At 35.5% G+C, this 12333-nt stretch carries 13 protein-coding genes and 1 other RNA gene; 13 read left to right on the top strand and 1 reads right to left on the bottom strand.

The window, feature by feature from the left end:
- The first annotated feature begins 11 nt into the window (after positions 1-11).
- From ACQWU4_RS02315 to ACQWU4_RS02290, 6 genes are all read left to right on the top strand, one after another.
- Positions 12-1037, top strand: a complete 1026-nt coding sequence (locus ACQWU4_RS02315) for a tetratricopeptide repeat protein (RefSeq protein ID WP_429934152.1) — start codon at positions 12-14, stop codon at positions 1035-1037.
- Between the two features lie 161 nt (positions 1038-1198).
- Positions 1199-2035 (top strand): 1,4-dihydroxy-2-naphthoyl-CoA synthase, encoded by an 837-nt coding sequence (locus tag ACQWU4_RS02310; RefSeq protein ID WP_429934151.1) that lies wholly within the window; start codon positions 1199-1201, stop codon positions 2033-2035.
- Positions 2036-2107: 72 nt separating this feature from the next.
- The gene (gene menA, locus ACQWU4_RS02305) at positions 2108-3037 is read left to right on the top strand and encodes a 1,4-dihydroxy-2-naphthoate octaprenyltransferase (protein WP_429934150.1); all 930 of its coding nucleotides are present in this window, start codon (positions 2108-2110) and stop codon (positions 3035-3037) included.
- Between the two features lie 12 nt (positions 3038-3049).
- Positions 3050-3496 carry an SRPBCC family protein gene (locus ACQWU4_RS02300; RefSeq protein WP_429934149.1) on the top strand — a complete coding sequence of 149 codons (447 nt, stop codon included), beginning with the start codon at positions 3050-3052 and terminating at the stop codon, positions 3494-3496.
- A gap of 5 nt (positions 3497-3501) precedes the next feature.
- The gene (locus ACQWU4_RS02295) at positions 3502-3789 is read left to right on the top strand and encodes a hypothetical protein (protein WP_429934148.1); all 288 of its coding nucleotides are present in this window, start codon (positions 3502-3504) and stop codon (positions 3787-3789) included.
- A gap of 18 nt (positions 3790-3807) precedes the next feature.
- Entirely contained in the window at positions 3808-4494 is a 687-nt protein-coding gene (locus ACQWU4_RS02290) for a metal-dependent hydrolase (RefSeq protein ID WP_429934147.1), read from the top strand.
- Between the two features lie 104 nt (positions 4495-4598).
- Here ACQWU4_RS02290 and ffs read toward each other — a convergent pair.
- Positions 4599-4696: signal recognition particle sRNA small type (ffs, locus tag ACQWU4_RS02285), an RNA gene on the bottom strand.
- A 131-nt stretch (positions 4697-4827) separates the two neighbouring features.
- Here ffs and ACQWU4_RS02280 point away from each other — a divergent pair.
- The 7 genes from ACQWU4_RS02280 (at position 4828) to kdsB (ending at position 12324) form a co-directional block, all read left to right on the top strand.
- On the top strand, positions 4828-5427 hold the full coding sequence (locus tag ACQWU4_RS02280) for a DUF4199 domain-containing protein (protein ID WP_429934146.1): 600 nt from the start codon (positions 4828-4830) through the stop codon (positions 5425-5427).
- A gap of 15 nt (positions 5428-5442) precedes the next feature.
- Positions 5443-6393, top strand: a complete 951-nt coding sequence (locus ACQWU4_RS02275; protein WP_429934145.1) for a glycosyltransferase family 2 protein — start codon at positions 5443-5445, stop codon at positions 6391-6393.
- A gap of 220 nt (positions 6394-6613) precedes the next feature.
- Complete coding sequence (locus ACQWU4_RS02270; protein ID WP_429934144.1) at positions 6614-7315, top strand: GIN domain-containing protein; 702 nt, start codon at positions 6614-6616, stop codon at positions 7313-7315.
- 121 nt (positions 7316-7436) lie between these two features.
- A complete protein-coding gene (locus ACQWU4_RS02265; protein ID WP_429934143.1) occupies positions 7437-9152 on the top strand; it encodes a phospho-sugar mutase in 1716 nt (571 codons plus the stop codon).
- Between the two features lie 16 nt (positions 9153-9168).
- Positions 9169-10080, top strand: coding sequence for a tetratricopeptide repeat protein (locus ACQWU4_RS02260; RefSeq protein WP_429934142.1), 912 nt, complete (start codon positions 9169-9171; stop codon positions 10078-10080).
- A 20-nt stretch (positions 10081-10100) separates the two neighbouring features.
- Entirely contained in the window at positions 10101-11354 is a 1254-nt protein-coding gene (locus tag ACQWU4_RS02255; RefSeq protein ID WP_429934141.1) for a pyridoxal phosphate-dependent aminotransferase, read from the top strand.
- 247 nt (positions 11355-11601) lie between these two features.
- Positions 11602-12324 carry a 3-deoxy-manno-octulosonate cytidylyltransferase gene (gene kdsB / locus ACQWU4_RS02250; RefSeq protein ID WP_429934140.1) on the top strand — a complete coding sequence of 241 codons (723 nt, stop codon included), beginning with the start codon at positions 11602-11604 and terminating at the stop codon, positions 12322-12324.
- Positions 12325-12333: the final 9 nt, after the last annotated feature.

Genomic DNA, 12333 nt, shown 5'->3' with positions numbered 1-12333 from the left:
ATATAGTTAATATGAAGAAACTCATTTTAGGTATAGCAATCGTAGCTTCTGCTTTCGTTTTCGGTCAGAAGAATGATGTTAATGCCAAACTACAGGAAACGAATAAAGCTGCAATGGATGCATATAATGCAAAAAATTATACAGCTGCTGCACCTAAGTTTATAGAAGTTTATAACTTATTAAAGACAAACGGGCAGGATGATAAGATATATATGTATTATGCAGGATTAAGCTATGCTTTGGCAAATAACAGCGACGAATCCATCAAAATATATACAGAGCTTGTAAATTCAGGTTTCACAGGGGTTCAGACAACGTATACTGCAAAAGAGAAGAAGACTGGTCAGGTAGTACCTTTGGACAAAGCAACCTGGGAGCTTATGAAAAAGAATTCTGAGTATTCAGATTTCAAAACTGAGCAGACTCCTAGTGTTGAACCGGAACTATATGAAACCTTAACAACTTTGCTTCTTAACGCAAAGAAACCTAATGATGCATTAGTGATCATCGAGAAAGGACTGGCAAAATTTCCAAATAATGCTAAACTTAAAGATGCTCAGGGAACTGCATATTACGAATCAGGAAACACTGAAAAATTCATAGGAACTCTTAAAGAACAGCTTACTAAAAACCCTACAGATGCTACCAACTGGTATAATCTTGGAGTAATGCAGTCTAAAAATCCTGCTACAGTAGAAGATGCAGTTGCTTCATTCAAAAAAGCAATCGAGATCAAGCCGGATTTTGACAACGCATACCAGAATCTTGTTTATACTGTAATTGGTGACGATTCTAAAATTGTAGACCAGATTAATGCTACAAGAAAAGATAAGCCGGATGAAGCTACTAAACTGATTGATGCAAGAAGAGAAAGATTTGCGAAAGCGCTTCCATATGCTGAAGGATGGTACAAAGCAGCACCAGAAAATCTTGATGCAGTTTCTGCATTGAAAGATATCTATGTTGTAACAAAAAATACAGATAAACTTAAAGATCTGAAAACCAAAGAAGCTGAGCTTAAAGCAAAAGCAAAATAATATTCTTTAGCTGAATAAATAAAAGAAACCGGAGTAGAAATGTTCCGGTTTCTTTATTTTTAAACCCTAAAAAACAAGTCTGTTTTTTACCTTTATTATCCTTAAATTTCACCATAAAAATTCTCTGCAATTCCGTATCTTTGAGAAAAATTTTTTACAAGATGATAGAGTGGAAAACCGCCAAAGAATACGAAGATATTACCTATAAAAAATGTAATGGGGTCGCAAGAATTGCTTTCAACAGACCGGAAGTAAGAAATGCTTTCAGACCTAAAACAACTTCAGAACTGTATGATGCTTTCTATGACGCTTATGAAGACTCTTCAATAGGTGTTGTTTTGCTTTCAGGAGAAGGACCAAGTCCAAAAGACGGTGGCTGGGCTTTCTGCAGCGGAGGAGACCAGAAAGCAAGAGGTCATCAGGGATATGTAGGTGAAGATGGAAGACATCGTTTGAATATTCTTGAAGTTCAGCGTTTGATCCGTTTTATGCCGAAAGTTGTTATTGCAGTGGTTCCCGGATGGGCTGTAGGTGGCGGACATTCTCTTCATGTGGTATGCGACCTTACTCTGGCAAGTAAAGAGCATGCTATTTTCAAACAGACAGATGCTGATGTAACCAGTTTTGATGGTGGTTACGGATCCGCTTATCTTGCTAAAATGGTAGGCCAGAAAAAAGCGCGTGAAATATTCTTTCTGGGAAGAAACTATTCTGCTCAGGAAGCTTTGGATATGGGAATGGTTAATGCCGTAATTCCACATGCAGAATTAGAAGATACTGCTTACGAGTGGGCTCAGGAAATATTGGCAAAATCTCCGACTTCCATCAGAATGCTGAAATTTGCCATGAACCTTACAGATGACGGAATGGTCGGTCAGCAGGTATTTGCAGGTGAAGCAACCCGTTTAGCTTATATGACGGAAGAAGCTCAGGAGGGAAGAAATGCATTCCTTGAAAAAAGAAAACCGGACTTCGGAGAAAATCAGTGGATATCTTAAAAATATAAATGATAATTGATAAATGATAGTTGATATTGTCATTTATCGATTATCGGTTATCAATTATAAACTATGTCGGATTGGATAAAAGCCGCAAGGCTAAGAACATTACCGCTTTCCCTGAGCGGAATCATCATGGGAGCTTTTATTGCAAAATGGAGGCTTTACGGCGAAGGAGGAACCTGGGACTGGAAAATTTTTGCGCTGGCCCTTTTGGTAACACTTTTATACCAGATTCTGTCAAACTATGCAAATGACTATGGGGATGGTGTAAAAGGAACGGATGCAAAAAGAATCAATGAAGCAGAATCCAGAGCTGTAGCCTCAGGGAAAATTACGGCAAAACAGATGAAAAATGCTGTAATCCTTTTCTCAGTTCTGTCGTTTGTTGCTACAATTGCTTTATTATATGTTGCTTTTATTCCGGATTATATGAATGAGTTCTATATTTTCATAGGACTGGGAGTAGCTTCTATTTTAGCGGCAATTGGTTATACAGTTGGGAAAAAACCTTACGGATATATGGGATTGGGAGATCTTTTCGTATTTATCTTTTTTGGTCTGGTTTCGGTTTGTGGAAGTTATTTTCTTTTTACCAAAACTTTCAGCTGGGATATGTTATTACCTGGAACAGCAATAGGAATGATGAGTATGGCTGTCTTGAATCTCAATAATATGAGAGATATAGAAAGCGACAGATTATCGGGAAAAAATAGCTTTGCATTAAGAATAGGTTTCAGAAATGCAATGATTTACGAAATGATCCTGTTACAGCTTCCTTTAATTCTGATTCTTATATTTTTAGGATTAAATGGTTTCATACAGTCTCAAAACTATTACGTTTTCATTGTAATGATCTTATTGATTCCGTTCGCTAAGTTAAGAAGGAAAATTATGTCTGTAAAAGAACCCAAAGAATTGGATCCGTTCCTGAAACAGGTTGGCATTCTTACATTTACAATGGCGGTTCTTACAGCTATTGGACTTAATTTCTTTAAATAAATTATCATTATTATGAGTTCAAATATCTATGTAGAAGCTCAGATGCTTATCAGAAAACCGGTTGAAGATGTCTTTGAGGCATTCATCAATCCTGAAGTGACTACCAATTTCTGGTTTACAAAATCTACCGGGAAATTGGAAGAAGGCAAAACCATTACATGGGAATGGGAGATGTACAATGTAAAATCTGAAGTTCAGGTGCATGAGATCGTTCCAAACCAGCTGATAAAAACAGAGTGGGGGAACCCTGCAGTACATGTGGATTATGAATTCAAAATAATGGAAAAAGGAACTCTTGTGGTTATTAAAAGCTACGGATTCAGCCAGACAGGTGAAGATCTTTTAAAAGTAATTAATGACAACACAGGTGGTTTTACAACAGTTCTGGACGGCTGTAAAGCATACCTTGAACATGGAATCAATTTAAAGCTTATTGAGGATAAGTTTCCATCAAAATAAATATAATGAATATAGCTTTAAAAATAACTTCTTGTTTATCCATTCTTTTAGCTTTATTTCTTATTTATACTTGTGTTGATGAATTACAGGGTAATATGTCAGTTTCTGATATTAGCTTTCTTCCTCTTTTAATTTTAATTGTTGTTGTTTCAAATGCAGTTTTCGCTTTACTTTTATTAATTGGAAAGAAAAAACCTCAAAGGGAATTTTTGATTCTTCAGATTTTTATCATTATACCGACAGGTTTGCTGTTGTATCAGATTCTTTTTAACTCAACAATTTCATGTACTTAATTAAAAAATAAATTAAAAATGAAAATACAATTTCTAGGACAAAACTGTTTTTTGTTTACTTACAAAGACAAAACAATTTTAAGTGATCCTTTCTACAATTACAAAAAAGCAGAGTCCGGCTTTGATATATCAGCTCAGAAAATAGATTATATCTTACTGACTCACGCACACGGAGATCATATTGCTGATGTGGAAGAGGTATTACAGTTTCATCCGGAGGCGGCAATTATTGCTGTTCCTGAGATCTGTGCCTATTTTAAAGCAGCAAAAAATAAAAGCGATGTAAACTTAGGAGGATCGGCAAAAATCGATGATCTTAAAATTTCCATGGTTCCGGCTCATCATACAAGTTCTTTTCCGGACGGAAGCTATGGAGGCGTTCCAGTGGGCTATATCTTCAGATTACCTGAAGGTAAGAACATTTATATGGCAGGAGATACAGGCGTAATGACGGATATGGAACTTTTCCCTAGACTTTTCGGAAAAATAGACCTTTCTATTCTTCCCATTGGAAGCCACTACACGATGGGGCCTGTAACAGCATCTTTTGCGGCAGCAGAATTATTGAAAACTCCGAAAGTAATCGGATGCCATTTTGATACTTTCCCTGTTATTGAAATTAATCACGAAAGTGCATTAAAACATTTTGCAGATAAAAATGTAGAACTTATTCTTCCAAAACTAGGAGAGGAGTTCGAATTTTAAATAAAAAATGAAAGGTAATTTGAAAATTGGAATGGAAAAACTGAAAAGTTCAGAAACAAAAAAAGATAATTTTCCAATTACCTTGCTTCAGTTTAGACCAAAAAAAATGGCAAGCTACCTAAATCACACCGCTACGACCAATTACCTTTGCTGTGTTCCCACCCTGGAGGATTCTCAGGAGCTGGTTGTTTAGGACTTGCCGTTGCAAAGGTAGGAATAATTTATAAACTTCAAAATATAATTAAAGAAAATTAGTCGAAAAAATGCAGTAATAAAGCTAAATAGCTGGAATTTAGTGCAATAATTTTTCAATTTTTTTCTAAAAAATCTAACATGACGAAAAGTCCATCAACATTAGGAATTTTACTTTTTATCGCTACAATGATCATCTTTTTTGTAGCCTATTACTTTTTCTCAGGAATCAATTATTTTGATACCTCTTTGAAAATCAATGCGTTTATACTTCCTGTTTTATATGCAGGAGCAGCCTTTTGGTCCGTGAAATCCTTCTGGAACAAAAACAGGGTGGTAACTTTTAAAAATGCTTTTTCAAGAGCGTTTGTTCCTATGTTCATCGGGGGAATTCTTTCTATTTTCAGTATCTATGCTTTTCTGAATTTTGTAGATCCGGATGCTAAAAAACTGCTTAATTATCAGTATGTGCAGAGACAGAAAAAAGAATTAGACACTGAATATCATTCTGCAAGGAAGATTATGAAACATCAGAAAGATATTGATGAATTAGACAAAAAATATCAGGAAAGATTACCAAGTTTTTCTCCTGAAGCTATTAAAGGAAAGGATATGCTTACAGCAAGTCATTTTTCAGGATATTTTGCTGCAATTCTTATATTTTACGTAGTTTTGTCAGTGTTTTTTGGAGCATTTTTCAGAACAAGAACAGTGTATCAGGAAACAGAAAATCAAGAATAATTTTATTAAAATTAAATGAATTTATCTATAGTTATTCCGTTATTAAACGAAGAAGCTTCTTTGGAAGAGCTTTTTTCAAGGATCGACAATGTCTGTTATACCAACAGCCTGTCCTATGAAATCTGGTTTGTAGATGACGGAAGTACAGATTTATCGTGGAGTATTATTGAAAATATGAAGGTTCAGCACCCTCAGATCCACGCGATAAAATTTTCCAGAAATTATGGAAAATCACAGGCTCTTCACGCTGCTTTTGAAAGAACAAACGGAGAGGTAGTAATTACCATGGATGCTGATTTACAGGATTTCCCGGAAGAAATTCCTGAATTATACAAGATGGTGATGGAAGATAATTACGATATTGTTTCGGGCTGGAAAAAGAAACGTTTTGATAACGTAATGACAAAAAATGTCCCGTCAAAACTGTTCAATGCAGCAGCAAGAAAAGTTTCGGGAGTGTATCTTCATGATTTCAACTGCGGACTTAAAGCCTATAAAAAGCAGGTTGTAAAATCAATTGATGTTTACGGAGATATGCACCGTTATATCCCTGTACTTGCTGCTAATGCAGGATTCAGAAGAATTACCGAAAAAGAGGTGCAGCATCAGGCAAGACCTTACGGAACTTCAAAATTCGGAACCGAGAGATTTATCAGAGGATTTCTGGATCTTGTAACCCTTTGGTTTGTCAGCCGTTTTGGTGGAAGACCTATGCATTTCTTTGGTGCAGTGGGAACGGTAATGTTCATTGTAGGATTCCTTTCTGCTCTTTGGCTGGGAGTTTCAAAACTGATTGATGTGGCAAGAGGAATTTACGGACATCTGATTACTAATAATCCATGGTTTTATATTGCCCTGACAATGATGATTATGGGAACATTACTTTTCATAGCAGGATTTTTAGGCGAAATGATTATCAGAACCAACAGGGAGCATAAGAATTATAATATTGATGAAGTGATTTAAAATATAAATCCAGAATCAATTAAAATATCAATATCCCAAAAAGATTCTTTTTTGGGATATTTTTTATTATTATAAGACTGCACATTATTTTATAGCTGGAAGAATAAGTCTTTTTAGAATTTAAATCTTATTTTTGTTTGAATAAGATAAATTGACTTGCAGAAACTTTCTGTGAGGATTTTCAATGGTGATTTTTATATAAAAATATTTTAAATTGAGTATGAAGAAGATATTATACGCATCTTTACTTGTAGTGGCCGTTTCCTGCGGAAAAGTTTCTCCAAAAGGTAATATTGAGAATAAGGAAGTTCCTGTTGAAAATTTTAAAAATATTTTTCTTAAGGGAAAATTCAGGGTTTTCTATGCAAGAGGAGAAAAGAATATGGTGAATGTGGAAACATATCCGAATGTATTTGACAATCTGGATATTGATGTGAAAGATGATGGATTATTCATTACCGAATCAAGAGAAACTAAAGGAGTGGATTTTTACAATATCACCATTTATTCGAAATATAATCCTGAAAAAATCAGTATTTCCGATTCTGCCGAAATGAATATTTCGAGCGAAATTAAGACCGATAATTTTAGGCTTAATTTAAAAAATTATGCTACTTTTATGGGTTCAGTAAAAACGAGAAGAGCAGAAGTAGAAATGCAGAACAGAAGCCGGGCCAACTTTCTGGGATTTACCAAAGATGCAGTGATAAAAATCTCAGATACAGCAAGTTTGATTGCTCCTTACTGGAAAATAGAGAACCTGAATATAGACTCTAAAAATGGGAATTATGCAGAAGTAAATGTAAAGGATTCTCTGAAAGGAAATATTCAGAACACGGCAAAATTTATTTATTATAACAACCCGATTCGTGCTTTTAAAATTGATAAAACGACAAAGGTTGAAAATAAGAAATTAGACTAGAAATTAAAAGGTTAAAAATTTTTAAATTATAAAAATAATAAAACACAAGCAGGAAATATGAATATGATGGGTAGCTGTTCTTCCATCTTCAAACCTCCCGCTTCCAAACTTAAATACAAATATGACAACATTAGAAAAAGCGAAACTTTGGTTAAGTGATACATTCGATAAAGAAACAAAAGATGCTGTACAGGCTTTAATCGACAGCAATTCCCCGGATCTGGAAGATTCTTTCTATAGAGAACTTGAATTTGGAACAGGTGGAATGAGGGGGATCATGGGAGTAGGAACCAACCGCTTGAACAAATATACATTAGGACAGGCTACGCAGGGATTGGCGAATTATATGCTTCAGCAGTTTAAAGGTGAAGAAATAAAGGTAGCCATTGCTTATGATGTTCGCCATAATTCAAAAGAATTTGGTAAACTGGTTGCCGATGTTTTAACGGCAAACGGAATTAAAGTACTTCTTTTTAAAGACCACAGACCAACTCCGGAACTGTCTTTTACCGTAAGAGATAAAAAATGTAACGGAGGAATTGTTCTTACAGCATCCCACAACCCGCCTGAATATAATGGGTATAAAGTATACTGGAATGACGGTGCACAAATTGTTCCGCCACATGATGAAGCAATTATCAAGGAAGTATACTCCGTAAAATTTGAAGAAATTAAATTCAATGGAAATGATGACCTGATCGAATGGATCGGAGAGGAGCAGGACGATGTGTATATAGATGCCTGTATTGAAAATTCAACCTATCAGAATGTTGGAAAAGAAAATTTAAATATCGTTTTCACATCCATCCACGGAACAACTTATACAACGGTTCCGAAAGCGCTGGAAAAAGCAGGGTTCAAAAAAATCGATTTAGTTAAGGAACAAATGATTCCCAGCGGTAATTTTACTACAGTAGAATCTCCGAACCCGGAAGAGCCTGCAGCACTTCAAATGGCACTGGATCTGGCAAAAATTACCAACGCGGATATCGTTATCGGAACGGATCCGGACGGTGACAGATTAGGAATTGCCGTGAGAAACCTTGATGGCGAAATGCAGCTTTTGAACGGTAACCAAACCAATACCATCCTTACTTATTACATTTTAAATGAATGGAGAAAGCAGGGAAGAATCACAGGAAAAGAATTCATTGGTTCTACAATCGTAACTTCAGATATTTTCTTTGATATTGCCCAGAAATTTGGGGTTGACTGTAAAGTTGGCCTTACAGGATTCAAGTGGATCGGAAAAATGATCCGTGATTTTGAAGGAAAAGAAAAATTCGTTTGCGGTGGGGAAGAAAGTTTCGGTTTTATGACCGGGGATTTCGTGCGTGATAAAGACTCGTGCGGAAGTATTCTTCTTGCCTGTGAAATAGCTGCATGGTGTAAAGCCAACGGAAGAACAATGTATCAGTACATGATCGAGATTTATGAAGATCTCGGAATGTATTACGAAGGATTGGTAAATATTGTAAGAAAAGGAAAAGAAGGTGCTGAAGAAATTCAGAACATGATGAAAAACTTCCGTGAAAACCCACCGAAAGAACTGGCCGGATCATTAGTGGAAGAGGTTAAGGATTTTAAAGAGCAGACCAGCTTCTCCGTTTCAAAGAACGAAACAAAAGTAATGAACGACATTCCGAAATCGAATGTACTTATTTATTATACCCAGGATGGAACCAAAGTGTGTGTAAGACCTTCAGGAACCGAACCGAAAATTAAATTTTATGTTTCAGTAAAAGATAGTGTTACCTCTGAAGCGGATTTTAAAGATAAACTGAAATCTTTGGAGGCTAAAATTGAAGAAGTAAGAAAAGATCTGAAGCTGGATTAATTTCAAAATTATCTTCATGATAAAAAAGAGTTTATCAGCTTTTATTCTGTTGATTTGTATTTTTTCCTGTAAAAAAGAAGCCCAAAAAACTTCTGAGGGAAAGATTGAAAAAGATACCGTTTCGAAAATAGAAGAGAAAGAAGAAGATTTATTCAAACCTATTGATACTGTTTGTACTTCTAAAAATAAAACAGAAGATTATATTGCAGCTCTTCAATGGTATCAGCAGAAAACAGAAAAAGAAATTGCCCGGAATTCACCTGAACAGAATGATAAATTATACGAAGATTATATTAAAATTCGTGATAAATATACAGCCTGTTTAAGTGAAAGCCTGAGCAAAGTCCTGGTAGAATATGTTAATTATTATGATTCTGAAAGTGACAGTTACAAATTTCCTGAAAATATAAAGGAACTGAGTACCCAACTTAAGAAAGGAAGTCTTGAATTTACAGAAGTAGGAGAAGGCTACACCGAAATCTGGTCTTTGCCTGATCATTATTTTTCTCTCTTTAAAGGTAAAGTAACTCCGGATTATAATAGTTATATTGAGCAGCTGTCGAAAGAGAGTGAAGGTTTATATTCAGCGGATGCGGGATTGGTGATTTCTTGGAAAGATTTGGGAGAAAGAACAATATTTTGGGAAAACTTCATTAAAAGATATCCTAAAAGTTCCTTAGTTTCCAGAGCGAAAGAAATGTACAGTGATTATCTGTATGATTATTTATTCGGGATGGATAATACCCCGACTCATGAGCATTCCGATGGAACTATATATGATGAAAACAGGGAAGAATTCAACAGGATTATAAAGAAATATCCGAATTCAAATGTTGCCAAAAAATCAAAGGAATTGATGGACCTTTTTGACGCCAAAATTCCTGAAGAAGAGATTCATAAGAGAATAAATATTGAGAGAGAATATTAAATAAATTTAAATAAAATAAAGTGAAAGTTTCAAAATTAGCGGCGAACCTGATTGGTTCCGAAATTGTAAAAATTGGTAATGAAGTAAATGATTTAAAAGCAAAAGGAGCGGAAATAGCCAATCTTACTATTGGTGACCTTAATTCTAATCTCTATCCTATTCCGGCATTGCTGAAAGAAGAGATTCAGAAGGCATATCAGAATAATCTGACAAACTACCCGCCAGCGAACGGACTTTTATCTTTAAGAAAAGAAGTTTCCAAAGATTTAAAAAACAGATGGAATCTTGATTATTCACCAAATGATATCTTAATTACTGCAGGATCAAGACCTTTGATCTATGCAGTTTATAAAACAATCGTTGATGAGGGGGATAAGGTAGTGTATCCTACACCATCCTGGAACAATAACCATTATGCTTATCTTACTTCTGCAGAAGCAGTAGAAGTGAAAACAACGGAGGAAAACAATTTCCTTCCTACAGCAGATGACCTGAGACCCCATTTAGGCGGTGCAGTTCTTCTGGCACTATGTTCACCCCTGAATCCTACAGGAACGATGTTTACAAAAGAACAGCTTTCAGCGATTTGCAAACTGGTTCTTGAAGAAAATAAAAAGAGAGGTGAAAACGAAAAACCATTGTACCTGATGTACGATCAGATCTATTCTAACCTTACTTTCGGGGCACAGCACGTAGATCCGGTTTCTCTTTTCCCTGAACTGAAAGAGTATACGATTTATATCGACGGTATCTCTAAATGCCTTGCTGCAACCGGAGTACGTGTAGGATGGGGATTCGGACCGGCTCATATTCTTGATAAAATGAAAGCTTTGCTGACTCACGTTGGAGCCTGGGCTCCAAAACCAGAGCAGGAAGCTACTGCAAAGTTCTTTGAAAACCCTGAGAATGTAAATGTTTTCGTAGAAGATTTCAAGGGAAAATTAGAAGAAAGTCTAAAAGTTCTTCATGGTGGAATTCAGGATTTAAAAGAAAAAGGATTAGCCGTAGAAAGCATCAAGCCGATGGGTGCCCTTTATCTGACAATCAAATTGGATTATATCGGAAAAACAAAACCGGACGGGTCTGTTATTGAGAATTCTTCTGATCTGGTATTCTACTTAATTAATGATGCCGGAGTAGCCTTAGTCCCTTTTTCTGCTTTCGGAGAGGCAAAATCCGAACCTTGGTTCCGTGCTTCCGTTGGAGGTTTAGCTGTTGATGAGATTAAAGTAATGCTTCCGAAACTGGAAAATGCTTTAAATAATCTTAAATAGTTTTTAATGTAACAATCTAATAGTGTAACGGTTTACCAATATTTTAAGGATTAAAATCGTTATAGTGTTAGATTGAGAAAATATATGCTTCGACTCCGCTCAGCATGACACATTTCACAAACAGTTAGTATGAGCAGTGTCACGCTGAGCGGAGTCGAAGCGTTTTAAAATACAGTTTATAAAATGAAGATTTTCAGAAAATATTTCTATAAATCAAGTTATTATAATTCTTAAAATAATTTTATCAATGAAAATCATAGCAGTTATTCCTGCCCGTTACGAAGCAAGCCGTTTTCCGGCAAAACTCATGCAGATGTTAGGTGAAAAAACAGTCATTACAACCACATACCAGAATGTTTTGGAAACAGGACTGTTTGATGAAGTATTTGTTGCCACGGATTCAGAAATTATTTTTGATGAGATTGTGGAAAATGGAGGAAAAGCAGTTATGACCGGACAGCATGAAACCGGTAGCGACCGCATCGCAGAAGCTGTACAGAATATCGACTGTGATATCGTTATCAATGTTCAGGGAGATGAGCCTTTCTTGAAACTGGAGCCTTTAAAACAACTGATAGAGGTATTCAAAGAAGATGATAATCAGGAAATATCTTTAGCTTCTTTAAAAATAAAACTGACCGAAAAAGAAGAAATTGAAAACCCCAATAATGTAAAAGTAATTACGGATAATAACGGTTTTGCTCTTTATTTCAGCCGCTCTGTAATTCCTTTTCACAGGGAAATCTCTTATGATATAAGTTATTTTAAGCACATTGGAGTATACGCCTTCAGAAAACATGCATTGCTTCAGTTCTCCAAACTGGAAATGAAACCTCTTGAAATATCAGAGAAAATTGAATGTATCCGTTATCTGGAATATGGAATGAAAATTAAATTAATAGAAACAAATTTCATCGGAGTAGGTATTGACACTCCTGAGGATCTGGAAAAAGCCAGAAAGTTAATTTGATAGCTTGCA

It is taken from the genome of Chryseobacterium sp. MIQD13 (assembly GCF_050496705.1).
In the GTDB taxonomy this organism is placed as follows: domain Bacteria; phylum Bacteroidota; class Bacteroidia; order Flavobacteriales; family Weeksellaceae; genus Chryseobacterium.
The sequence above is the reverse complement of the archived record's forward strand: the minus strand, read 5'-3'. Positions and strand labels throughout refer to the sequence as shown.